21 protein-coding genes and 1 other RNA gene are annotated in these 25429 nt (G+C 44.4%); 15 read left to right on the forward strand and 7 right to left on the reverse strand.

Annotation, left to right across the window (positions count from 1 at the left end; translation table 11 throughout):
• The first annotated feature begins 14 nt into the window (after window positions 1–14).
• The 5 genes from ACTXGJ_RS06510 to ACTXGJ_RS06530 all read left to right on the forward strand — a co-directional run bounded on the left by ACTXGJ_RS06510 (window position 15) and on the right by ACTXGJ_RS06530 (window position 5534).
• Complete coding sequence (locus ACTXGJ_RS06510; RefSeq protein WP_443565414.1) at window positions 15–1766, forward strand: glutamine--tRNA ligase/YqeY domain fusion protein; 1752 nt, start codon at window positions 15–17, stop codon at window positions 1764–1766.
• Window positions 1767–1898: 132 nt separating this feature from the next.
• Window positions 1899–2651: a phospholipase D family protein gene (locus ACTXGJ_RS06515; RefSeq protein ID WP_443565415.1), complete on the forward strand. Its 753-nt coding sequence runs from the start codon at window positions 1899–1901 to the stop codon at window positions 2649–2651.
• A gap of 233 nt (window positions 2652–2884) precedes the next feature.
• Window positions 2885–3523, forward strand: a complete 639-nt coding sequence (locus ACTXGJ_RS06520) for a peroxiredoxin (RefSeq protein ID WP_439242474.1) — start codon at window positions 2885–2887, stop codon at window positions 3521–3523.
• A gap of 219 nt (window positions 3524–3742) precedes the next feature.
• The gene (locus ACTXGJ_RS06525; protein WP_443565417.1) at window positions 3743–4396 is read left to right on the forward strand and encodes a glutathione S-transferase family protein; all 654 of its coding nucleotides are present in this window, start codon (window positions 3743–3745) and stop codon (window positions 4394–4396) included.
• Window positions 4397–4604: 208 nt separating this feature from the next.
• Window positions 4605–5534, forward strand: a complete 930-nt coding sequence (locus ACTXGJ_RS06530) for an META domain-containing protein (protein ID WP_443565419.1) — start codon at window positions 4605–4607, stop codon at window positions 5532–5534.
• A 141-nt stretch (window positions 5535–5675) separates the two neighbouring features.
• Here the strand turns inward: ACTXGJ_RS06530 and ruvC are convergent, their stop codons facing one another.
• Window positions 5676–6260, reverse strand: coding sequence for a crossover junction endodeoxyribonuclease RuvC (gene ruvC, locus ACTXGJ_RS06535; protein WP_439242468.1), 585 nt, complete (start codon window positions 6258–6260; stop codon window positions 5676–5678).
• 201 nt (window positions 6261–6461) lie between these two features.
• Here ruvC and ACTXGJ_RS06540 point away from each other — a divergent pair, with 201 nt between their 5' ends.
• Window positions 6462–7088, forward strand: coding sequence for an FxsA family protein (locus tag ACTXGJ_RS06540; protein WP_443565420.1), 627 nt, complete (start codon window positions 6462–6464; stop codon window positions 7086–7088).
• A 178-nt stretch (window positions 7089–7266) separates the two neighbouring features.
• On the opposite strand, the gene ssrS is transcribed toward ACTXGJ_RS06540, so the two are convergent.
• Window positions 7267–7460: non-coding RNA, 6S RNA (gene ssrS / locus ACTXGJ_RS06545), on the reverse strand.
• Between the two features lie 258 nt (window positions 7461–7718).
• On the opposite strand from ssrS, the gene gpmI reads away from it, so the two are divergent.
• Both gpmI and ACTXGJ_RS06555 read left to right on the forward strand, forming a co-directional pair.
• Window positions 7719–9359: a 2,3-bisphosphoglycerate-independent phosphoglycerate mutase gene (gene gpmI, locus ACTXGJ_RS06550; protein WP_443565421.1), complete on the forward strand. Its 1641-nt coding sequence runs from the start codon at window positions 7719–7721 to the stop codon at window positions 9357–9359.
• A gap of 295 nt (window positions 9360–9654) precedes the next feature.
• Entirely contained in the window at window positions 9655–11184 is a 1530-nt protein-coding gene (locus ACTXGJ_RS06555; RefSeq protein ID WP_443565422.1) for a S41 family peptidase, read from the forward strand.
• A gap of 39 nt (window positions 11185–11223) precedes the next feature.
• Here ACTXGJ_RS06555 and ACTXGJ_RS06560 read toward each other — a convergent pair whose 3' ends face one another.
• From ACTXGJ_RS06560 to ACTXGJ_RS06570, 3 genes are all read right to left on the reverse strand, one after another.
• Entirely contained in the window at window positions 11224–12921 is a 1698-nt protein-coding gene (locus ACTXGJ_RS06560; protein ID WP_443565423.1) for a sigma-54-dependent transcriptional regulator, read from the reverse strand.
• Window positions 12922–13052: 131 nt separating this feature from the next.
• The gene (locus ACTXGJ_RS06565) at window positions 13053–14759 is read right to left on the reverse strand and encodes a sensor histidine kinase (protein ID WP_443565424.1); all 1707 of its coding nucleotides are present in this window, start codon (window positions 14757–14759) and stop codon (window positions 13053–13055) included.
• A gap of 210 nt (window positions 14760–14969) precedes the next feature.
• Window positions 14970–15605 carry a response regulator gene (locus ACTXGJ_RS06570; RefSeq protein ID WP_439242456.1) on the reverse strand — a complete coding sequence of 212 codons (636 nt, stop codon included), beginning with the start codon at window positions 15603–15605 and terminating at the stop codon, window positions 14970–14972.
• Between the two features lie 461 nt (window positions 15606–16066).
• Here ACTXGJ_RS06570 and ACTXGJ_RS06575 point away from each other — a divergent pair, with 461 nt between their 5' ends.
• Both ACTXGJ_RS06575 and ACTXGJ_RS06580 read left to right on the forward strand, forming a co-directional pair.
• The gene (locus tag ACTXGJ_RS06575) at window positions 16067–17173 is read left to right on the forward strand and encodes a serine hydrolase (protein WP_439242454.1); all 1107 of its coding nucleotides are present in this window, start codon (window positions 16067–16069) and stop codon (window positions 17171–17173) included.
• A 162-nt stretch (window positions 17174–17335) separates the two neighbouring features.
• Entirely contained in the window at window positions 17336–18016 is a 681-nt protein-coding gene (locus ACTXGJ_RS06580) for a thiamine phosphate synthase (RefSeq protein ID WP_443565425.1), read from the forward strand.
• 133 nt (window positions 18017–18149) lie between these two features.
• On the opposite strand, the gene ACTXGJ_RS06585 is transcribed toward ACTXGJ_RS06580, so the two are convergent.
• Window positions 18150–18479, reverse strand: a complete 330-nt coding sequence (locus ACTXGJ_RS06585; RefSeq protein WP_443565426.1) for a TraR/DksA family transcriptional regulator — start codon at window positions 18477–18479, stop codon at window positions 18150–18152.
• Window positions 18480–18807: 328 nt separating this feature from the next.
• Between ACTXGJ_RS06585 and ACTXGJ_RS06590 the strand changes: the two genes are divergently transcribed.
• From ACTXGJ_RS06590 to ruvB, 5 genes are all read left to right on the forward strand, one after another.
• Window positions 18808–20022 (forward strand): phosphoglycerate kinase, encoded by a 1215-nt coding sequence (locus ACTXGJ_RS06590; protein ID WP_443565427.1) that lies wholly within the window; start codon window positions 18808–18810, stop codon window positions 20020–20022.
• A 224-nt stretch (window positions 20023–20246) separates the two neighbouring features.
• Window positions 20247–20633, forward strand: coding sequence for a hypothetical protein (locus ACTXGJ_RS06595; RefSeq protein WP_439242446.1), 387 nt, complete (start codon window positions 20247–20249; stop codon window positions 20631–20633).
• A gap of 278 nt (window positions 20634–20911) precedes the next feature.
• Entirely contained in the window at window positions 20912–21949 is a 1038-nt protein-coding gene (fba, locus tag ACTXGJ_RS06600) for a class II fructose-bisphosphate aldolase (protein ID WP_443565428.1), read from the forward strand.
• 65 nt (window positions 21950–22014) lie between these two features.
• On the forward strand, window positions 22015–22635 hold the full coding sequence (gene ruvA / locus ACTXGJ_RS06605; protein WP_443565429.1) for a Holliday junction branch migration protein RuvA: 621 nt from the start codon (window positions 22015–22017) through the stop codon (window positions 22633–22635).
• 168 nt (window positions 22636–22803) lie between these two features.
• Complete coding sequence (ruvB, locus tag ACTXGJ_RS06610; RefSeq protein WP_439242439.1) at window positions 22804–23787, forward strand: Holliday junction branch migration DNA helicase RuvB; 984 nt, start codon at window positions 22804–22806, stop codon at window positions 23785–23787.
• 88 nt (window positions 23788–23875) lie between these two features.
• On the opposite strand, the gene ACTXGJ_RS06615 is transcribed toward ruvB, so the two are convergent.
• Window positions 23876–25366 (reverse strand): FAD-binding oxidoreductase, encoded by a 1491-nt coding sequence (locus tag ACTXGJ_RS06615; RefSeq protein WP_443565430.1) that lies wholly within the window; start codon window positions 25364–25366, stop codon window positions 23876–23878.
• Window positions 25367–25429: the final 63 nt, after the last annotated feature.

Genomic DNA, 25429 nt, shown 5'->3' on the forward strand with positions numbered 1-25429 from the left:
AGGAGCAATGATTAATGAGCGCCAAACCTAGTAATAACGCGAGCAACGATATAAAAAAAGATGAGCCGAAAAACGACTTTATTCGTAATATCATTCGTGAAGATATAAAAAAGCAAAAATACGAGCAAATCGTGACCCGTTTCCCTCCTGAGCCTAATGGCTATTTGCATTTAGGTCATGTCAAATCCATCTGCCTAAACTTTGGCGTCGCTGAAGAGTTCGACGGGCTTTGTCATTTGCGTTATGACGATACCAATCCGACCGCTGAAAAGCAGGACTATATTGACAATATAAAAAAGGACGTTCATTGGCTAGGATTTGAGTGGGCGGGCGAGGCACTGCATGCGTCCAGCTATTTCGATCAGCTGCATGCGTGGGCGGTGCAATTGATTGAGCAAGGCGATGCTTATGTCGATTTGCAAACTCCTGAACAAATCAAAGAGAACCGAGGTTCCTTCAAAGAAGTGGGCACGCCCTCACCGCAACGCGATGCTAGCGTCCAAGACAATTTGCAACGCTTTACCGATATGAAAGACGGCAAATTTGCTGATGGTGAAGCAGTACTGCGAGCCAAGATCGATATGTCTGATGCTAATATGAATATGCGCGATCCTATTATCTATCGGGTCATGCATCAAGAGCATCATCAAACGGGTGATAAGTGGTGCATCTATCCGATGTATGATTTTGCTCATCCTTTATCGGATGCAATCGAGGGCATTACTCATTCGTTATGTACGTTAGAATTCGAAGATCATCGTCCGTTTTATAACTGGATCGTCGAGAAGATCGGTTTTGAGCAGCCACCGCATCAGTATGAGTTTAGTCGCTTGAATGTCGATCATACTTTGACCAGTAAGCGTAAGCTTAAGCAGCTCGTTGACGAAGGCATTGTAGAAGGTTGGGATGATCCGCGTATGCCAACGGTGGCTGGCATGCGTCGCCGTGGCTATACGCCAGAGGGGCTGCGTGATTTCTGCGCGCGCGTTGGCATCGCAAAAGCCGATGGCGTCACCGATATGCGTTTGTTAGAGTTCAGTATTCGTCAATCTTTGGATACTACTACCGCACGAGGTATGGCGGTATTAAAACCACTAAAAGTGACGATTACTAACTTTATCGAGGCGGTGAGCCAGTGGCAAGATTTAAAAGCTGATAGCGTAGTCGCTCGCTTCGATGAAGATAGCCAAACCTTGTGGCTCAGCCAACCTAAGCATCCTAATGTCGATATGGGCGAGCGCGAGATTCCTTTTACTCAAACCCTTTATATCGATCAAGGCGACTATGAAATAGAGCCGCCAGCAGGATATAAGCGTTTATCTCCAGAAAAACCTGAGATTCGTTTACGTAATACTTATGTGCTCGCGGTGACTGAGCACATTACTGATGATAATGGCGAAGTGGTTGAGCTAAAAGCGACTATCGATCCATCGACTCTAGGTAATAACCCTGAAGGTCGTAAAGTAAAAGGCGTCATCCATTGGGTCTCAGCGAGCCAAGGCGTGCCTGCAACGGTACGACTCTATGAGCCTTTATTTAGCGCAGAAGATCCAAGTAGCGTAAGTGATGTGCATGAGGCATTGAACCCGAGTTCTTTAACCGTGTTAAATGCGGTCGTGGAGCCATCGCTTGCGGATGCGGACGCCGGTACTCGCTTTCAGTTTGAGCGTGAAGGCTATTTTATCTCAGATAGCGAGGAGCACAGCGCTGATAAGCCAGTATTCAATCAAATCGTCAGCTTACGCGATAGTTATAAGCCAGCTTAAGTATCCAGCTTAGGTATCGAGCTTAATTATCAATATTAGTTTGCAAATGAGCCCATTTCTAGTAATCTAGGAATGGGCTTTTATTTGCAGTATTATCAGTAAAGTGTAATTTTGGATTTATAGGGTATTAGTATGGCAAAGTTTTTGAACAGTAGTGGTACGACTTATCACCTGGAAGAGTTGATCAAAAATGCTTCAGATAGACTGATTATCATAAGTCCATATCTAAAATTAAACGAGCGTATCAAAGAGCTGTTAGAAGATCGCAACCGTCTAAAAATTGATATCCGTATTGTCTATGGTAAAAATGATTTGCATCCAGAAGAAATCAATTGGTTAAAGAATCTAACCTTTATTCGTACTAGCTTTTGCAAAAACCTGCATGCCAAGTGCTATCTCAACGAGAACGAGTGCATTATTACCAGCCTAAACCTTTACGAATTTAGCCAAGTTAATAACAATGAGATGGGTGTACTCATCTATCGTAATGAAGATGCTAAGCTTTATGCGGACACTTATGAAGAGGCGCAGCGTATCATTCGTATTAGTGATGAGGTGCGCATGTCTCTGGAAAAAGTAAACGGAGTATCCGACACGAATAGTCAGCATCCTTCTGACCAACCGGTTACGAGCGCTGCCGCTCAGAGTCCTAGTAAGCCAGCAGACGTCGGCACTCCTAGTTATTCCAAATTGACTACCGCAAAGCTTGCCAAAGAGCTTGGGCTAAAAACAAAGGAGTTAAATGATAAGTTGCTTGAGACAGGATATTTAGAAGATAAAGACGGTGAGCTGCTATTAACCGAAGCAGGACGCGCTGCAGGTGGTGTCAGTAAACGTGGTAGATTCGGCGAGTTTTGTTTATGGGATTCAGGTATGGTAGTTTAATCATCGACATTGATTATTAAATGTTAAGATTAATGCATAAACAGAATAAGCGCATTACAATCTCTCACAAGACATTCATAACTGTTTTGGTAAGCTAGAGAAGCTTGTTTACTAGATATAGCTATATAGTTGTACAACGTTATATAGCTATGATAACAATACAGCGTGGCAGCCCTGTAGGCGCTGACGCTGAAACATTAATAATTTCAAACACTAATAACAAGGATACTATTATGGCAGTTTTACGTTTAGGTGACGACGCTCCAAATTTTGATGCGGAGACGACTGAAGGCAATATCAATTTTTATGATTGGGCAGGTGATAGCTGGGTAGTGCTTTTCTCTCATCCTGCAGATTACACGCCAGTTTGCACGACAGAGCTTGGCCGCACAGCAGCTCTCGGCGGCGAGTTTCAAAAGCGTAATGTCAAGCCCATTGCGCTATCAGTTGATGGTTTAGACGATCATAATGACTGGGCAAAAGATATCGAAGAGACCCAAGGTACCGCCGTGAATTTCCCCATCATCGCGGATTCTGATCGTAAAGTTGCTGATCTTTATGACATGATTCACCCTAATGCCGATAACACGGCAACAGTCCGTAGCGTATTTATTATTGATCCGAAGAAAAAAGTGCGTTTAACGCTAACTTATCCAGCCAGCTGTGGCCGTAACTTTGATGAAATCGTGCGCGTCATTGATGCGATGCAGTTATCAGACGAGTACAATGTCGCCACCCCAGTCGACTGGAAAGACGGCGATGACGTTATTATTCCACCTAGTGTCAAAAATGAAGATATCGCTGCGAACTATCCAAAAGGTCATACTGAAATTAAGCCTTATTTGCGTACCACTCCAGCACCCAATAAATAAGCTCGTTTAAGCTAATTTAGTATGCAAAAGCTCTATGACATAAAGTCGTAGGGCTTTTTTACTATTCGTAGCAAAAGTTTTAGTCAGGTTTGCTATTATAAGGATTGCAAGCTAGCTATTATGTACTGCTACACTAATTATAAAGCTAAAATAAATACTATCTAATAGCTCTAAAAGCCCTGCACTTATCCAAATTCATTCACTTACAGGGAAGTTACTATGAAAAAGTTATATATTACGCGCCCGGCACCCAATCCACGTAAAGCACTTATTCTACTGGCCTCAAAAGGCATTGATGTTGACGACATGGATGATTTGAGTGTGGTCGATATTGACTTTGCTGCCAATGAGCAGTCTTCAGAGTCTTTTACTAAGATCAATCCGATGCAAACCGTGCCAGTGCTGACTTTAGGCGATGGTACCGTACTTAATGACTCGCAGGCGGTCTGTGAATATCTCGATCGCGTTTATGGCGAGCGCTCGGTGATGGGTAATGATGTTGTACAGCGCGCGCAAGTCTGTGCCATGCGCCGTATTGCTGAGTTTGAGGTGTTGTACAATTATATGCTAGCGTTTCAGCACAGCCATCCTTCTAAAGCCAAGCGGGTCGATCAAGTGCCAGAATTTGTGGAGCAGTCCATCGCACGCGCTGTCAAAGCCCTGCCTTATTTTGAAAATGTCCTTAAGGGTCGCGACTATCTAGTTACCGATCATCTCACCTTCGCTGATATCGTACTGTATCTAGGTCTTGATTTCGGTAAAGCCCTCAAAGTCAATCCTTTAGAGCAAGGTGAAAACTTAGCACGCTTCTATAAGAGTATGCATGAGCGTTTTGGAATAAAGGTCATGGCAAAGCCTAAATCTGATTCCTAAGCCCTAAAATATAAAAATAATAAACGGCTCAGTACATACCGATAAAGTTGTTTATTTTGATAAATGTGGTGAATGGTGATAAATAATATCAATATCACTTAAATTATTTATCACAGCACCTATAATCATGAGAGATGATTTGACTATTAAACGCTAAATCTGCTAAAAATCTAGACTTGTTTTAAAAGAGAGGTTGCCTATGCTACCAATGATGAACCAACCAAATATGAGAGCTGCTCTAAAAACCGCTTTTTTGCCCAGTTTACTAGCAGCAGCAATGACTCTGAGTGCTTGTAGTGATAACTCTCCAGTAACAGATAATGACTCTGTCAGTGCAGCGACTACTGAAGAGAGCGAAGGGATGGACAAGGTTGACGCTAATGATAGCGATACCACTGCTGAGTCAATAAGTGCTGAAGATCAGCTATTGACCAAGCTTAGTGATTACCGCTGGATATTAGATACAGCGACTGATAGTAATCAGCAGCCGATTACGTCACTTATACCTATAAAAGAGCAAGTGACCCTGCTGATTAATTCGCAAAACAATCATACTTTGAACTATAGCGTTGGCTGCAACACTATGGGAGCTTCTTTTATGCTAAAGGAAGATAAATTGAAGATTAGTGAAAGTATGAGTACCAAAATGTCTTGTGGTGAGCTTGATAAAGCTGAAATGAAGCTCAATCAACTGATGCAAGGAGAGAACCAAGTAAGTATAGCGGCTAGTGCCAATAACGCTGCAACCCCAACATTAACCCAAGTCACTAGCGATGAAAGTACCTTAGTTTGGAGGGGTAGACTGACCTCACAAGCCAAATATAATAGTAAAGGCGAAACTATATTTTGGGAAGTCGCTGCTGAGTCAAAACTGTGTCAGGACAATAAGACGCAGATGTGTTTGCAAGTACGACCAATTACTTATGATGACCAAGGCTTAAAAACTAGCGAAGGGCAATATGTCGAGTTTGCTGGTAGCATTGATGGTTATCAGCATGATGGGCAGCATAATGAGATATTACGTTTGCAGCGTTTTAAGACAGAAACCGACACCGTATTAGTAGATAATGTTGATTCAGAATTCGCTTATGTACTAGATAGAGTGATTGAAAGTACGGTAGTAGATAGCATTGAATAAGCAGTTATTTTCGTAAATTATAACTTGGCAAGCCTGCGCCGCTACGATCATAAAAAGGTGCTGATATTAGCGCGTTTTTTATAATAAAAAAACTGTGCTTAAAGTTTTTAAGCGGTATTTATTGAAATATACCACACACTCTTAATTTAGATTGCCTAAATCCTCTTCACTTAAGCGCCAGCGGCCCTTTTTCTTTGAGGAGCCGCGGCCTCTTAGCGCGCTATTGAGAATCAGCTTGTTCATTGAGTGGCTAGAATGCGCATGACAAATAGCGCAGGCAAGACCGTCGGCGGCATCTTGCTGCGGTACTACCTCTAAAGTCAAAATACGGCAAACCATATCTTGCACTTGCTCTTTGGCGGCCGCGCCATAGCCGCAGACTGCTTGTTTTATTTGCCGAGCGGTGTATTCTGAGACTTCCAAATCTAGTGCTACCATTGCCGCGATAGCAGCGCCGCGCGCTTGGCCTAATTTAAGCGCCGAATCTGGGTTTTCGGCCATAAACACTTGCTCGATAGCGGTATAAATAGGCTCATCAGCGTATTTGAGATGATGCTGGGTGATGCGGGTTAGGCCATTGAAGATACGTTTTAAGCGTTCGGGCATCTCTTTGGTATCGGTGCGAATGGTGCCGGCATCAATATAAGTCAGTTTGTCGCCTGTTTGCCGTATGATGCCGTACCCTGTCATACGTGAGCCCGGATCGATTCCGATAATAATTGCCATAATTCTCCACTATGTTGCCACTATTTTGGCATGGTTTTGCTATTGGTTTCTTTGTTAGCATTTAGGTTTATTTAATATTCTCTTTCGATTTACTATTTACTTAAAAATGCTCTACAAGTTTGATAGTATAGCAAGCCATCCCCATATACATCATATGTTAGCCATTTTAATTTTTTAAGTTTATTTTAAGGACGACACGTCATGGGTCAGATAGTTGGGATTGCCATTGTTTGGTTTATTATTGAGATGCTGGTCTGGTATTTGATTGCCCAGTTCACTAGTGGCTGGTTGGTATTCATGTGGTTTATTATTGCCGCAGTGATAGGTATCTCGCTTATTCGTAAAGGCATGACCGCGCTCAACCCGATGGCACAGCAGATGAAGGCCGGCGGTATGATGAATCCGTCTATGCGTCCGCAAGAGTCTACTATGATGAAAAGTGTCGCTATGGCGGTTGCAGGTATTTTACTGTTGATACCTGGGGTGATTAGCGATTTATTGGCGTTACTGGTCGTCTTGCCACCGGTTCAAAAGCTGCTTAAAGACAAAGCCAATAACTATGTCATGAATAATCAGCAGAAGATGATGGAGATGATGGCTAAGCAAATGGGCGGCGCCAATGGTATGGGCGGCCAAAACCCGTTTGGCGGTATGGGCGGTGGACAGAATCCATTTGGCGGCGGCATGGGTAATCAACAAAACCCATTTGGTCAGCAGCAACAAAACCCTTTCGGTGATGTGTTCAAACAGCATACAACAGTAGATGGCACGGCCAAAAATGTACCAAAAGACGTCAAAAAAATTACTAAATCTGCAAATGACGAATAGCCAATAGTTCTCTATTTTTTATAATGCTATTTTTCTATAACTTTGTAATTTGCTTAAAGTAGGGTGTCTAAAAAAGTTCTATTGCACATAAAAAAAGCCCCTATCTCATGAAGATAGGGGCTTTTCGATGGTGAGTGCTCATTTTATTGACTATAAATAAGAACACCTAACCGAATCTAACAACCAAAGTGTCGCCGTAAGATGGTGACCCATGAACCGTGAAGTTCAGGGCGGATGTGTCATTGCCTCGGCAGGTTTCCTGATACACTGCAAGCAGTGCAGGCATACACAATGAAGCAATAGGTAGCACATCCTGGTAAAGCATTATCGGCTCAGGGAATAAACATCTACTAGCCAACACTTCAGAATAGTTTTATCTTAACCAATGAAATAAGGTATTGCAAGTCTGATTTACAGATTGATACCCTTTATTGCCTGCTCAAATAGCTTTAATATATCAATGAAGTAAAGGATAAAAAGCCAATTTTTCAGCAATTTCAAGATGTGTGCTAATATAGAGCACTTTATATTGTCTGAATCCATAGAGCTAAGTTGCATATAGGTATTCAATTGACAGTATTTCACTATTTGAGCAGTACAGGCTTTCATTCACTTGAGGAGCGGTAATCTATGGCTAGTAAGCAACAACCATCAGAGTCTATCAACGATAATACCCAGCACAGCGATCAGCAAGATAAGAAAACGCCACATGTATTAATGATATTAGATGGCTTTGGGCATCGTGAAGAAAGTGACGATAATGCTATTGCTGCCGCCAATATGCCAAATTTAGATCAGGTTTATCAGCAGTATCCACATGGGTTAATATCAGGCTCAGGAGAAGACGTCGGATTGCCGCCAGGTCAGTTTGGTAACTCTGAAGTGGGTCATATGAACTTGGGCGCTGGGCGCATTCTTTATCAGGACTCAACGCTCATCTCAAGCGAGCTTGCTAATCGCGAGTTTTATAAAAATGAAGCGCTAGTGGGCGCCGTTAAAGCGGCCAATGAACTCGGCGGTAATGTGCATATTATGGGTCTATTATCTGATGGCGGGGTGCATGCGCATCAAGATCATATCGAAGGTATGTGTCACTCAGCGCTAGTACATGGTGCCAAAAATGTCTTTGTACATTGCTTCTTAGATGGTCGTGATACGCCGCCTAAGTCTGCGGATAAATATATTAATCGCTTGCGAGAGTATTTAAATAAGCTCAATGCTCATTACGAAGGAAACGTCCAGATAGCGAGTATCATCGGTCGTTACTACGCGATGGATCGTGATAACCGCTGGGATAGAGTGCAAAAAGCTTATGAGCTGATTACCGAAGGTAAAGCGGAGCGTATGTCAACTCGGGCGGATGGCGCTATTCAAGCGGCCTACAAAGCGCGCGAGACAGATGAGTTCGTGAGTCCAACTACCGTTATCGAGCATGGCGAAACGCCTTGCACTGTTGAAAATGACGATGCGGTTATTTTTATGAATTTTCGTTCTGATCGTGCGCGCGAATTGGCACAAGCTTTTGTACTGCCTGATCATGAGTTCTCAGGTTTTGCGCGTCATAAGCAGCCAAGGCTCGCCGCTTTTGTTATGTTGACTAAATACTCAGACGTGCTCGCGGACAACCCAAAAACGAGCATCGCTTATTATCCTACGTCATTGAGCAATACACTAGGCGAGTACTTACAAAATCAAAGTAAGACGCAGCTCCGCATTGCAGAAACAGAAAAGTATGCACATGTGACTTTTTTCTTTAGTGGCGGCCGTGAAGAGGAGTTTGCAGGAGAAGAGCGTATCTTGGTGCCATCGCCTGATGTTGCCACTTATGACTTACAGCCTGAAATGAGTGCGCCGGAAGTCACTGATAAGCTCGTTGAAGCTATCGAGTCTGGTAAGTATGATGTATTGATTGTCAACTATGCCAATGGTGACATGGTGGGGCATACGGGTATTTTCGATGCTGCAGTCAAGGCGGTAGAGGCCTTAGATGTCTGTATCGGCCGCGTTGAAGCTGCGGTACGCGCTGCTGGTGGTGATATGCTCATTACCGCTGACCATGGTAACTGTGAGCAGATGCAGGACTATGAGAGCGGGCAAGTGCATACTCAGCATACTACTGAGCATGTCCCGCTTATTTATATTGGTGAAAAGGATGTTAAGGTACGTAGTGGCGGCCGATTAAGTGATATCGCGCCAACGATACTATCACTAATGAATCTACAGATCCCAAGCGAGATGACAGGTGAAAACTTACTGATTGCTACCGCTTAAATTAATGAGTAGCCATAGATCGTGTTTATAACAGACAATTTAAGATAAGTTATCACATCAGTTATAGCTAGGAAAAGGGAAGGATAGAGATTATTCTTCCCTTTTTCATGCTTCGCTCAGCAAGCTTTGTTTTTTATAGCTTTCGCGCTTATAGTTTTGAGGATTTTTAAAGTTTCTTTTATAAAAATATACTAGTTACTAAAATTACTTTAAGTGGTTTTTATCATAGCCTTAAGCTATCTTATAGTTGTTGCCTTATATAACGAAAATATTTATTTTTTAGGTGAGTCTTCCTATGCCTTTATCTGCTCTAAAAAAACCTTTTTCAGAAATGATGATAAATCCGTATCAAGCGTTTCGACCGATGTTAACCACTTGTCTATTAGGAGTGTTTGCGTTTAGCGGGCCTACGCAAGCTGCGCTCAATGACGACCGGATAAAGGTAATGACTGAAGCTAGTGAGCAACAAAAGCAACAGACAGACTCTACCGCAAATCTACAACTGATCAGCTTGCAAGACAATAAGTCGATGACCAACAGCAGTAGTGATAGTAGTACTGACGATTTCTTAGAAGACGATACTGGCGTTCCTGATCAAAGCCAAGACTGGATAGTGGATGACATTGATAATATTGATGCCTTTGGGGAGGGTACGAGCGATCTATTAGGAGAGGATGCTGACGATAACTATGAGGATATACCGCGCGAGGTGGCGAAGGTATCGCTCAAAGCTATTTCGCCTGAGACGCTTAAAACCTTTGTCGCTGTTGTTGATCTGGTACGCCGCGAATATATAGAGCCGGTCAATGATGAGACCTTATTCAATAATGCTATGAGCGGTATGCTGACCAAGCTTGATAGTCATGCAGAGTTTTTGGATGCTGAGGCATATGAAAATCTACGTGCTTTCACCCAGGGCGATGTTGGTGATGTCGGTATCAAAGCGCTCTATAAAGCGGATGCTGATCATTGGGTCGTGACCGAGGTGATAAAAGACTCACCTGCTGACAAAAAAGGCGTGGCTGTTGGGGATTACTTACATCAAGTGGGTGATTTTAAGCTTGATGATGAGCGCGAGTCCAATGATATTAAACAACTACTAACTGGTATTGCCGGCTCACAAATCGACGTTATCGTGTCAAGGGCGGGGAGACGTAAGCGCGCGGTGACACTACAGCGTAATCATACTCGGGCACAGATGATAGAGACGCGTTTGGCAGATGGCGTGGCTATTGTAAAATTGCCAGCGTTTCAAGAAACGACACGTGAAAAAATAGTACAAAGTCTTATAGATTTAGACGCGCCTATAACTGGAGTGATCTTAGACGTACGAGATAATCCGGGTGGGGTACTGACTTCGGCAGTCGATGTCGCTAGCCTGTTTATGGATGATGCTGATGTCGTACAAGTCAAAGGACGCCAAGGCGATCCGCGCATTTTATCGACTAGAGGCAGTGCGTTACTCGCGTCTTTACCGGTAGCCATTTTGCAAAACCGTTATTCCGCTTCAGCGGCAGAAGTATTAGCCAGTAGCTTACAAGCCCAAAATCGAGCAACTATTATTGGGGAGACGAGCTACGGTAAAGGCTCTGTACAGTCGGTGATAGCTTTGAATGATGAGCAAGCTGTAAAGCTAACGGTGGCGCACTATCTGACCACGGCGGGGACAAAGATTGATAAAGTTGGGGTGCAGCCTGATGTGCGTCTGACGGGTAGTGAGCGCTCGTGGGAGATGCAAGCCCTTGACTTACTACGCCCCAAAATACAAAACTCCGGAATCCATTTGGTTAGAAAAAGCCGCGTAGCAGAGCCGGCTGTGAAGTAGCTAGAGTGCTCATTATATAGCCGCCTAATGGCGAAGCTATCAGTCCGTTTGCTCTTCAGCAATCTCAAGCTTTTTCATGCGATAACGTAAGGAACGAAAGGTCGTGCCTAGGAGCTCAGCGGCCTGTGTTTTATTCCAGCCAGTCTGTTGCAGCGCGGTGATAATAAGCTGTTTTTCTTGCTGCTGTAGATAAGCCTCTAAGCCTTTTTCGGGTAATTCAGCAGGGGTGCTTTTTTGAGTCGCTACTGATACACTTGCTTTCGTGTCTTTTTGCATATTATTTAGCTGGTTAGTCTGACTCTCTGAGCTAGGCTTGACGGTTTTATGCTCTGTTAAGCTATCCGTACTAAAGGGGTGAATAGAGTCCGGTGCGAACGATGGGCTTTGTACCCGATAAGGACGGCTAGACTTGGTAGCTACGGCTTTTTTTACTGGCTCTTCGGCTTGAGGAGTGTCCGCTGATAAACTATTGATAATAGGGGCTGAACTATCTGATAAAGTTGTTTGAGTAGTCTGCTTAGTCATAGGTTGCGACTGATGGAAAGGTGATTGCTCAGACGATGACCCGTCAGGATCTGGTAATCCTAAGTGCTCAACCGCGATGATATCACTCTCCGCTAACGTTATCGCTCGCTCTAATAAGTTACGTAGCTCACGGACGTTACCGGCAAAATGATGCGCCTTTAGACGCTGAATAGCATCCTCGCTTAATTGCGGTGACCCTTCTAGTTGCCATTCCTCACGAATCAAAGCCAAGAAATGCTGAGCCAAAGCTGGAATATCGTGAGCTCGTTCATTAAGGGCTGGCAGCTTTAGCTCTATGACATTGATACGGTAATATAAGTCTTGTCTAAAGTTGTTAGCAGCTACCAGCTGAGCCAGATCTTTATGGGTCGCGGATAACAGGCGAATGTCAACGGCGACCTCTTTGGTATCACCAATCGCCCGTACGGTTTTTTCTTGAATAGCGCGCAGTAGCTTGACTTGCATGGCTAACGGTAAGTCTGCAATTTCGTCCAAAAACAATGTCCCGCCATTGGCCTGTTGAAACAGTCCTTGCTTATCAGCCACGGCACCGGTAAAGCTGCCTTTTTTATGACCGAAAAACTCTGACTCCATTAGCTCAGAGGGGATAGCGCCGCAGTTGACAGGAACAAAGTGCGCCTCACGGCGAGGACTTAGATCATGAATGAGCCGAGCGGCGACTTCTTTACCCGTACCTGACGCCCCTGATAAAAATACCGGCGCTTGCGAGCGGGCGAGCTTTAAGATAGTAGATTTTAGCGTATGCATGACCTGAGTGTCACCAATCAAACGTTGGTCTAACAATTGCTGCTCAGGCGTTTGCGTGTCTACTGTTTGAGCATCATCTTGACGAATGACTTTTAGAGCGTTTTCGACCACCTGCCGTAAACGCGGTAGCTCCAGAGGCTTATTGACAAAATCGAATGCTCCTAATTTTAGGGCTTCGATTGCTAAGTCCATACTACCATGCGCGGTAATGACAGCCACCGGCACACAAGAGCTGCTACTGATCAGCTTGACTAGCTCAAGACCAGAGCCATCAGGCAATTGCAGATCTGTTAGACAAAAATCGTATTCATTGGCTTGCCAGTAAGCTTTTGCCTGCGCTAAATCATAAGCGACATCGCTTTTGATGCCCATTTTAGTCAGGGTGATTTGCATTAAGCGGCACAAATCTACTTCGTCATCGACGACCAGTGCGGTTGCTGTCATAAATAACCTTTCAATATTCAGTGTCCAATGTTCAATAAATAAAATTGGTATGGAGCAGTGATAATAGATCAATGATTATAGATCAATAGATATAAAGTGCAGATAAAGTCGGCCGTAAACTAAATCACGGTTTAAATACTAGCGCTGTCTACGTGATTTGCTTCTGCCGAAATAGCTGGGATAATCAGGCGAAAGCAAGTTTTTTCGTGCTCAGGAACATAGATTAAACGCGCCTGATTAGCTTCGCTAAACGCTTGTGATAAGTATAAACCTAAGCCCGTACCGGCTTTGTCAGTGGTAAAAAAAGGCTCAAATAAGTGCTCAATGTCAGCGCTTTTTACCCCTGCACCCTTATCTAATATATCGATTATAACATCGTTGCGTCGACTATAAACCTCTACTTCTACGTAAGCATGAGGGTGGGATAAACTACTGTAGCGCAGACCATTATTGATTAAATTAATCAATATCTGCTCTAATTGATCGGTATCAAAGACAATAAGAGGCTGCACTGTACCGGATAAAAAGACATCATGACCATTAAAATGATTCGCAATAAACTCTACCATCCAGCTCTTAAGCTCAATGCTGTGTTTATTGGGCGGCTGTCGTTTAGAGAGCTTTAACACATCTTCAATGATTCTGTTAACGCGTTTGGTTTGTGAGAATATCATCTTGTACAGCTCTTGATTACCATCATCTACGCTATTAGCCGCCGCAGTTTCAACCGTATTGACAGGCTGGTCATCAACTTCTTCCATAAGGAGCTGGCTGGCTTGTGAGATGGCTGATAAGGGGTTACGAATCTCATGAGCAATACTAGCGGTTAGCTGTCCAAGTGAGGCAAGCTTTAGCTGTTGTGCGCTGGCTTGTTCACGGCGTAAATCTTCTAATATTATCAGGCGGCTATAGTCTTCTAGTGGAGTGACTTGTACCCGTAAGCGCGCCACGATCGAAGCTTCTATAGTCGTTGGTAGCTTATAAGTAAACAGTCGCGTTTGCCCCGCAGGTACCGCCAAACAAGTCTCTAATAACTGAGCGTGTAGATGCGCTAATTGCTGTTGAAAGTTTTCTAGCGCATTGTTTTTTTCAGTGATACCTAATAGCTGATAAGTAGCGCGATTGGCCAGTACAACCTGCTGCTGATCTAGGACTATAACGCCATTGACCATTTGGCTGATAACTTCTTGATTGATATCATTGAGTCGGGCGACTTCTTTTGCTTGCTGTGCTGAGACTTTTTCAACGTGTAATAAACGCTGCGATATTGTCCAACTCAAAAAACCAACGACCAAAAAGCTGGCGGACATGAGCAGCGCGTCGCCTAGATTTGCTAAGCTGATGCTACTAGAGAGAGCATAAAAAAACTGCTGATAAATAACAAAGATAACGGCGAGCAAAGTGATGACTAGCGCTTGCGAGCCGGGAAGTAACATAAAGCTTGCGGCAACTACCACCATATACAGCATCGTCAGTTGTAAATCTGGCGCGCCACTGCTATAGAGCAGCAAGCTGAGCATAATGATATCGACTACTAAGCCAAAGCCGAGCTGGCGCTGTGGGCGCTTACGCACGACATAGAATAAACCCAGCAAAATAATACTAAGTAGCGTGTAAAATACCAATGCTGTCTGCTGTAGTAAACTAGGTAAGAGCAAATTATCAGCATCAGCATTAGCATTAGCATTAGCATAAGCTAAGATTAAATAAAATACGTTAACGACAAGGCGGTAACTGCTATAAACCAGTCCCAATCTACGTAGCTGTGAGGAAGGCAGAGTATCGTTTTGCTGACGATAGTTGTTGATGATAGTCATCGTTTTGGCTAATAGGGTCATAAAGCAGAGGTATCACAGCAGTATAATAAAGATAGCATCATAGTAGGTCACTTCAACGACAGCACGGCATTAAACAGTATTAAATTGCTTAGACTCACTTCAAATCAGTAAAGTGCTGAGAGAATAAAGTCTCGATAGAACAAAGTATTAAGATACTGACACTCCATAAGAGCATTAAACCAAACCAAATAAGAGTCGCGAGTATTTAACTTAGGGCTGAATCAAACCATGACGAATGGCTAAGTGCGTCAACTTTACATCACTATCGACTCCTACTTTTTCGTAGATGCGGTAGCGGTAAGTGTTGATCGTTTTGACACTCACAAATAGCTGATCGGCGATTTCTTGTGGACTTTGACAATTAACCACCATCATTGCTACCTGTTTTTCTCTGTCGCTTAGTAGATCAAAAGGCGAGCCAGCTTTATCAGAGAGTAACACTTCCGCGAGCTGCTCGGCCACATCATGACTGAAATAACGGCCCCCTTGATACACTTTTTTGATCGCTCTTATCATCTCATCAAGAGGCGTTCCTTTGGTGATATAACCATTGACGCCCGCTTTAAGCAGCATAGAAGGGTAGGGCTGAGTAACGACGCTACTCACTGCTAAGATCTTACAGCCTATATCGAGTTGTACCAAGCGTTTAGTTGCTTCTAAACCACCAATATTAGGCATATTGACATCAAGTAAGATGACATCAGGAGTCAGCTCACGCGCCAGTTTGATAGCCATGTCTCCGCCGTCAGCTTCACCTACAACTTCGATATCAGCACTATCGGCTAACATCCGACTAATACCCATACGTACCAGATCGTGATCGTCTACTACTAATACTCTAATCATAGTTATACTCTTAATTATACTGTCCACAGCGTGTTTTATTACTACTTTTTTTACAAGCTATCATTTACGGCTAAAAATAAAACCATTTTGTAGATAAAATCTTAGAGATAAAGACTTTGAAAAAGAACGAGTTGATCGTATTATATATTACTGAAATGTTAATCAATATTGCTAAAAACTAAAGCAAATGTAGCAAAGTTTACTCAAGACTCAAAAAGGTTTACGTAGATGGCATAGTCGATTACTCTAAAATACAAACCATGATACACTAAAAGTACACAATACTATCTTAGTAATCATTTGCTAGTCGTCATTGGGCTATATTGGTAATAATTTATTAATGAGCTGATAGTGAGCTAGTCATTATTTAGCCACATTTAAACATAGTCGTTGCACGCTATTTATCTATCGGTTGTCTATTATAATTGGTGACTGATGCCATACTAACCTTAGGGGGAAGAATGAGAAATTTATCATTAACCAAACAGCAGCTCGTTGCTGCTCTGATTTCGATGAGTTTGGGCGGTGTTGCGCAAGCGGCGCTTACAATTAATGGTAACCCTGAAGCTAGTGCTCGCGTCAGTTGGGGCGGCGCTGATAGTTTGTCAGAAGCTCGTAACATTATGTACAGCAAGTCGTCTAGTGTCAGCCGCTCTAATAGTGGTTCAGGCATCAAAAAAGTAGATAACGGTTACGGCACCACCAATATTACCAACGCTAATAGCTATGGTAGCAGCAATAATAGATTCAACTCCAGCAATAGCTACAATACTACCTACCGCGGCAGTTTTGGTAGCAGCGACATGATTCCAATTAGCACCGATTCTCGTAGTGTGGCGGTGATCGATGCGGAAACTGGCGAGTCCATTTACGAAAAAGACGCTGATATCGCTCGGCCGATGGCAAGTATTACCAAAGTAATGACTGCTATGGTGGTGCTAGATAGTGGCCTAGATATGCGTGAGGAGCTGATACTCGAGCCTGAGGATTTTGTGGGTCCTAAGCGTGCCAGCTCACGTCTAAAATCAGGTGATCGCTTAAACCGTGCTGAGATGCTATTGATGTCTTTGATGAAGTCTGAAAACCCAGCGGCAAAAAGCTTAGCTCGTAACTATCCAGGCGGCTATGATGCCTTTATGCGGGCGATGAACCGTAAAGCTCAAGAGCTCGGTATGACAACCGCTTTCTTTGGTGATCCGACTGGACTGGATAAGCGTAATGTTGCCTCCTCAAATGATTTGGTAAAGATGGTACGCGCCGCTGGTAATTATGATGTGATTCGCCGCTTCTCTACCACTAAGAGCTATGATTTTTATGTGGCCAATTACGCTAGTGGTAACCGCACCTATTCTGCCAATAATACTAGCAGCTTAGTTCGCTCAGGTAGCTATCCTATCGGTATCTCCAAGACAGGGTTTATTAATGAGGCAGGCCGCTGCGTAGTCATGGAAACTCGCGTCAATAATCGTCCAGCCATTATTGTGATCTTAGGCGCTAACAGCTCAGCGACACGTTGGGGCGATGCCAAGAATATCTTGAATAGTTTGGCGAGCCGCCGTACGGTGTAAAGACTATCCTAGTATTGTGATTATTATTAGGCTGTTATTTAAGGTAACAGCCTTTTTTATAATAATTATTTTGAAAGCTGACATTTAATTAAAGATATAAAACGTAGATCTTGACTTGCATAGTGAATAAATTATCTAAACCTCAATTGAGTCACCCACGATATGACTGAGCTATTGACCCCATCAAATCTACCAATCCCCAAGCTGTATTTACTGACTAATGATGACGAGTTGCCAGTACTGATGGCTAAGCTAGAGACTGCTTTGGCGACAGGGGTGGTGCACTTACTCCAGATCCGCCGCAAACAAGTTTTGGCGTCAAAAGATGGTGCCGCTAAACTCTACCAAGAAGCGCTGCAAATAGTAGCGCTCGCCAATAAATACAAGGTTGCAGTCGTTATTAATGACGATATAGCACTAGCGGAGAAGCTGAGCGCGGGCGTGCATTTAGGGCAGAGCGATGGCAGTGTCGAGAAGGCCAGGCAGCGCTTAGGTAGCAAGCAAGTAATTGGGCGTACTTGTCATGATGATGTCGATTTGGTCATCAAGGCCAATAGCGAAGGCGCAAGCTACGCGGCAATGGGCGCTATCTTTAGCTCAACGACTAAGCCTAATGCCGAGCCTATAGAGCGCTCGAAGCTTATAGCAGGATGCGAGCAAGAAATAGATATCTGTGTGATAGGCGGTCTAACGGTAGAGAATATTATTCAGCTACAAGGTTTGCCTATTCGTTATATCGCGGTTGTTGGAGATATTATGGATTTGAGCGTTGATAAAATCGCTCATCGATGCCAGCAGTGGCAGCAAGCTTTGAGCGCGTGGAATGCGCCCAGCTCAATATAGGTTGCCATCAAGAGAGTCACAGCTCAAATTACCCAAACGATACAGAGCAAGAGCGGCCTAAGAAAGGCGTGTTTAAATCTAAACACGCCTTGATTATTATCGATAATAGGTTTAACGAGAGTTTTAGATAGCTTTATTCCGCGTGCTCCATACATAAAGTCGCATAAGGCACGGCTTTTAGACGCTCTTCTTGAATAGGCTCGCCGCAGACTTCACATTCAGTATAAGTGCCATTTTCGATACGGCTTAGAGCGTCATTAACATAAACAAGGTTTTGCCTGGCTTCTGCTGCAAGGAGCTGGCGTGTATCGTTTTGACGAATAGAGATCGCTTGATCTTCCCAATCTTTATTGAGCTCATCTTGTGGGTTTTGAATATGATCTTCAATGTTATCGATGCGAGTTTGGTATTCTTCTTTTAGGTCTAATAGTGTTTTTTTGGCCACATCTAAATCAATACTCATTATACTCTCCTACTGGTTTTTGTTGTTTTGTACCGTATCAGCTTAAGGCGGATAAGCCAATAGTACCACCACGAAATGTTACTGAGGTTTATCGAAGGTTTATTATAAAGGTGCCCAGTTTATTAGGTATAAATATAAGCTAGATTGAGTTGACGGTATATTAGATAGACCGCTAAAATGCAGCGCAGAAATAGCGCTATACATAAAAGTTAGTAAATGCGGCGTGTCGGCTTGTTAAATAAAATAGTGTCAAAGCAGTTGGACGTGCTCAACACGCCCGAATGAATAAACTGAACATTCAATAAAAGACAATAAGGTAGAAGTGGTCATGAACTTTTTGCGTATGAGTGAGCTGGAATTGACGGGTAAGGTCGTTTTAATTCGAGAAGATCTCAATGTACCCATTAAAGACGGTAAAGTAATGAGCGATGCGCGTTTGCAAGCGAGCTTGCCGACTATCCAGATGGCCCTAGACAAAGGCGCGGCAGTTATTATTTGCTCTCATTTGGGTCGTCCGACCGAAGGTAGCCCAGAAGGCAAATACTCGCTAGCGCCTGTCGCCGCCTATTTAACGCATAAGCTAGAAATGCGAATCACCAAGCCGGTCACTTTAAACCGTGATTACTTAGAGAACAAGGTCAATATTCAGCCTGGGGAAGTGGTGCTGCTTGAGAATGTTCGCTTCAATAAAGGTGAAAAAAGTAACGATGCTAGCTTATCGCAGCACTATGCTGACTTGTGTGACGTCTTTGTGATGGATGCTTTTGGCACCGCTCACCGGGCGCAGGCGTCTACAGAAGGGGTTACCCAAGCGATGCATCAGGCGGGTAAAGTCGCTTGTGCAGGGCCACTATTAGCCGCTGAGCTTGATGCTCTCAGCCGAGCGCTTGAGACGCCAGCTCAGCCCATGCTAGCGATTGTTGGTGGCTCAAAAGTGTCTACTAAGCTTGAAGTATTGCATAGCCTAGCTGAAGTCTGCCGCCAAATCATCGTTGGTGGTGGTATTGCAAACACCTTCTTGGCGGCGCAAGGACATAACGTCGGAGCTTCTCTATTTGAGGCGGACTTAGTCGATACCGCGCGTGATATTATGACTAAAACCGATATTTTACTGCCAGAGTATGTGATCACCGCAAATAAGAATGATATCGATTTTGCAGATTTTACGGGCTCATTACAGCAAGCCAATGCTGAGGTCAAAGCAGTTACCGATATAGCCGCTGATGATATGATTTTAGATATCGCTGAGCAAAGCGCCAAAAAACTGGCTGACGCTATCAATAATGCTAAGACTATCTTATGGAATGGCCCTGTTGGGGTCTTTGAAGTAGATGCTTTTGGCACAGGTACGCAAATTATCGCCAAAGCCGTGCAAGAGAGCGCCGGGTTTTCGATAGCTGGCGGCGGCGATACTTTAGCCGCCATTGATAAGTATCAAGTCGCTGACGGCGTGAGTTATATGTCGACAGGAGGCGGTGCTTTCTTAGAGTTTGTCGAAGGAAAGGTGTTACCTGCCGTGGCCGCCTTACAATTGAGCGCTTAATATCGCTGATAGTAACATTAGGCGTACAAACTTCGTAAATCAACTGAGGTAGGCTGTCAAATTATTCGTAAGCGTAGTCGTCATTCGATCATGTTTAAGAATAGTGAGTTGAAGCAGTTATTATATTGTTAATATACTGAAAATTTTTATTGCATGTCCTAATTGCTAACTATAAACTAGCAAAACCATGTAATTTGACATGCATTATTTACAAGAGGTTTATTATGTTAAAACGTCATTTGTTACTTGCCAGTGTCCTTGCTGGTACTTTCGCAGTCACTGCATGTAGCCAACAAACGGAAGAGAACACCGAAGCTGCTGTCGAATCTGCTGGTGATGATATCGCGGCTAACACAGACGCTGCCGCTACTGAAGCTGAACTGGCTGCTCAAGACGCTGAAGTTGCCGCGCAAAATGCTGGTGATGAGATTGCTCAGGGCGCTGAAACAGCCGGAGCTGCAGCTACCGATGCGCTAGCTAATACTGGCGATGCTATCGCTGATGGCACAAATGCTGCTGTTCAAGGCACGGCTGAAGCCGTAGCTGACGGTGCTGATGCTACAGAAAATGCTGCTAATGAAGTGGCTGTAGAAGCTGACCAACAATACTAATACTCATTAAAGCCGCTGACACTATTTGTAGCAACCTAGAGAGTAGTTAGTTCAAGATAAATCTCTACTTTATTTAAAAAGCCTTGGTTATTGCCAAGGCTTTTTCTGCGTTTAGCGGTGTTAATTAATTAATCCATCATTGAGTTTTATAATCGAAGTGTTCAGAAGATAAATAGAAGCGTAAGCACTACGAGAGTTGGGTATAGTTTGCTATAATCATCCCGCAACAATTATGAGTGTCATTTTCATATTTTTAAAATTTAAATAGAGAGCGTTTTATGGCTTTAATATCCCTACGTCAGCTACTAGATCATGCCGCTGAGCATAGCTACGGCGTACCTGCCTTTAATGTTAACAACTTAGAGCAGATGCGAGCTATCATGATGGCCGCCGACGCTTGTGATTCACCAGTGATTGTGCAAGCGAGTGCAGGGGCACGTACTTATGCTGGATCCGCTTTTTTGCGTCATCTGATTCTAGCTGCTATTGAAGAGTGGCCGCATATTCCAGTTGTTATGCACCAAGATCATGGCATGTCGCCGGCGATCTGTCAGCGTTCTATTCAGCAAGGGTTCTCGTCAGTGATGATGGATGGCTCTTTGGGTGAAGACGGCAAAACACCAATGGACTATGACTACAATGCTAGCGTGACCCGTGAAGTGGTCAAATTCTCTCATGCATGCGGCGTCTCAGTAGAAGGGGAGATCGGCTGTTTAGGTAGCCTTGAGACTGGCATGGCAGGCGAGGAAGATGGTTCTGGCGCTGAAGGAGTATTAGGTCAAGAGCAGTTACTGACCAGCAGCGATGAAGCTGAGCAATTCGTCAAAGATACGCAAGTCGATGCGCTAGCGATCGCGATCGGTACCAGCCATGGCGCCTATAAATTTACCCGTCCGCCTACTGGTGATATTTTATCTATTGAGCGGGTCAAAGAGATTCATGCGCGTATCCCAAATACTCATTTAGTAATGCACGGCTCGTCTTCGGTGCCACAAGAATGGCTAAAGGTCATCAATGAGTATGGCGGCGATATCGGTGAGACGTACGGTGTACCTGTCGAGCAAATCGTTGAAGCGATCAAACACGGTGTGCGTAAGGTGAATATCGATACTGACTTGCGTCTGGCTTCCACCGGGGCGATTCGTCAGCACTTGGCTCAAAACTCAAGCAATTTTGATCCACGCAAGTACTTCAAAGCTTCTATGCAAGCGATGTCCGACATCTGTACCAATCGCTTTGAAGCTTTTGGCTCAGCAGGTCAAGCGCATAAGATCCGCCCAATCAGCCTTGAGGATATGGTTGATTTTTATAAATAAGTTTTTTGGTCAAAATGGCTTATTTAATGATATCTTAGAGTTCCATTAACGACAGGTAGCGCATTATGATAGGACTGATTACTGGGCAAGTACAGCATTTAATGGCACCAACCGCTTGCATTATGACCGCTTCTGGTGTGGGCTATGATATCGAACTGCCGCTACCTTCGTTTTGTCAGTTGCAGCTTGAACAGCAAGCGAGCATTTGGACGCATCTACATGTGCGCGAAGATGCGCAGCTACTGTTTGGTTTTATCGATCGCAAAGAGCGTGACGTGTTTCGGCAATTGATCAAAATCAATGGCGTTGGCGCCAAGATGGCTTTAGCGATGCTTTCAGCGATGTCAGCCGCCGAGCTCAAAATGCACGTTGAAGCGGATTCGGAAGTTGCGCTCACTCGCATACCAGGTATCGGCAAAAAGACTGCGCAGCGCTTACTGATTGAGCTCAAAGATAAGCTGAAAAACATTGAGGTTGATAACAGCGCGTTTGAGCTTGATGTAGAGCCTGTTGTTGTCACCTCTGAAGGTAGTATTTTAGCAGAGGTGGAAGGAGCGCTAGTGAGCTTGGGCTATAGAGAAAAAGAGGCTCAGCAGGCCATCAAAGCAGCTAAAAGTGACGGCGCTATTTTTGAGGATACGCAAAGCTTACTCAAAGCCACTCTGCAGCAGCTGTCCAGATTTTAGCTAACTTCGCCGATCACAACTCTATAATCTCTTATCGATAAGCGACACTAGATGTCGCTTATTTACGTTATATTGTCCTTTCTTGAGCGTTTATGCATGACATAGGCAAGCACTTTGGTTATGCTATTTAATACGTTAATACCCTAATTTTTTAAAAATGATAAAACTATGAGCCAAGAGCGATTAATCAATCCTTTAGAAGGCGCAGGCGATGCTCCTGATGTCAATATTCGTCCGTCATTGCTCACTGAATATATTGGACAGCCTGTAGTCCGTGAGCAGATGGAAGTATTCATTGGCGCGGCGCGGGCTCGTGATGAGGCGCTAGATCACACGCTGATATTTGGCCCACCAGGTCTAGGTAAAACGACGTTAGCGAATATTATCGCCCGCGAGATGGGTGGTAATCTGCGCTCAACCTCAGGACCGGTGCTAGAACGTGCTGGCGATTTAGCAGCGATGCTGACCAATTTAGAGGCTGGCGATGTACTATTTATTGATGAGATTCACCGTTTAAGCCCTGTTATCGAAGAGATTCTTTATCCTGCGATGGAGGACTTTCAGCTCGATATTATGATTGGTGAAGGACCTGCTGCCCGCTCTATCAAGCTTGATTTGCCGCCGTTTACTTTGGTGGCGGCGACAACGCGAGCAGGTTTGCTCACCTCGCCACTACGCGATCGCTTCGGTATCGTGCAGCGTTTAGAGTTTTATAATATTGCCGATTTGACCACTATCGTTAGCCGAGCGGCGCGGCTAATGCGTGTGCCGATGACCGAAGATGGAGCAGTGGAAATCGCTCGCCGTGCTCGCGGTACGCCAAGGATTGCCAATCGCTTGCTACGCCGCGTGCGTGATTATGCCGAGGTCAGAGGTGACGGTAGTATCAATGGCGTTATAGCAGCAAGCGCGCTCGATATGCTAGCAGTCGATAGACGCGGTCTTGATCATCTCGATAGACGCTATATTGAGATATTGCTTGAGCGCTTCGATGGTGGCCCGGCGGGGGTAGAAGCAGTCGCCGCTGCTATGGCTGAGGATAGAGGTACGCTTGAGGATGTCATTGAGCCCTACCTTATACAGCAAGGCTATGTACTGCGTACCGCGCGCGGACGCATATTGACGCAGATGGCTATCGATCAGATGGAATAAGGCTAAAGTTCTTTATTCATTACAAATGCGCTGACTCGTAAAGTTAGCGCGTTTGTAATATCAGCCAATAAGAGCAACTAACAGTGGATTATTCCGTCACAGCTAGCGGCTGTGGCCAGATCTTACCAGGGTTGAGGATGTTATTAGGGTCTAGTGCGGACTTTATAGCTTGCATGACGGCGACAGCATTACCGTGTTCTTGCGCCATGTACTTTTGTTTGCCTTGACCGATACCATGCTCACCCGTGCAAGTGCCATCCATCTCGATAGCACGTACTGCTAATCGGCTGATTATGGCGTCAGCCGTAGCGATTTCCTCCGGATTATTAGTATCGACTAATAGCAAGACGTGAAAATTACCATCACCGACATGACCGACGATAGGGCCTATCATCCCTGAGTCTTCGATATCCTTGGCAGTCGCGCTGACACATTCAGCTAAGCGTGATATAGGCACGCAGGCGTCTGTCGATAAGGCGCTAGCTTCCGGTCGTAAAGCTGAGCTGGCATGATAAGCATTGTGCCGAGCTTGCCAAAGACGTTTTCGCTCCGCCTCATTGGTATCCCATACAAAGTCGCTACCATTAAACTCTTCTATAATCTCGTTAAAGGTTTCAGCTTGCTCACGCACGCTAGCTTCCGTGCCATGAAATTCGACAAATAAAGTCGGCGTCTCTAGCAAGTCTAAATTAGCATAAAGATTGCAGGCTTTGACTTGCAGGCTATCTAGCAGCTCAATACGAGCAATAGGCAAGCACATCTGGATGGTGAGCATCACCGCCTGGCAAGCTTCTTCAACCGTTGGAAAATGACAAAGTCCGCTGCCGATACATTCGCTAATACCGGATAGTTTTAGCGTCACTTCAGTCACAATACCTAGCGTACCCTCAGAGCCAATCATGAGACGTGTTAAGTCATAACCGGCAGCGGACTTTTTGGCGCGCGTGCCAGTACGGATAATCTCTCCGCTAGCAGTGACTACTTCAAGGGCTAGGACTACATCTTTTATCGTGCCATAACGTACCGCATTAGTGCCTGAGGCGCGAGTCGCAACCATACCGCCGATGCTGGCGTTAGCACCGGGATCTATTGGGAAGAATAGCCCGGTATCGCGCAGATAGTGATTGAGCTGCTCGCGGGTGACGCCAGGCTGCACGGTCACGGTTAGATCTTCGTTATGTACCTGCAAGATAGCGTCCATAGCATGCATATCTAAGCACAGACCACCGTGTGGCGCGTTAAGTTGACCTTCTAATGACGAACCAATACCAAAAGCTATCACTGGCATTTTATAGTCATTACAGATAGCGACAGCTGCCGCTACCTCCTGCTTATCATAAACGGTCAATACCGCATCGGGTGGCTGATTGGTCAACCAAGTCATGGTATGACCATGCTGCTCGCGAGTGGTTAGGTTGGTACTAAGCTGCTTACCAAACCTCTCTTTTAGCGCTGTAATGGCGGCGCTATGATCTGGCGTAGGGAGTGGTTGTTTATGATTAGAGTTATTCTGAGAATCATCTTTGTGAGATTGCAGACTGCTTTTAGTATAGGAATCGAGAGGAGTAGTGGCGGACATAAGTAGCTCCTAGAAAAAAATAGATTTTCGATAAAAATACTCATGATGTTATCAAAAAATTGC

This window comes from Psychrobacter sp. 1Y11 (genome assembly GCF_052259045.1).
Taxonomy (GTDB): Bacteria; Pseudomonadota; Gammaproteobacteria; order Pseudomonadales; family Moraxellaceae; genus Psychrobacter.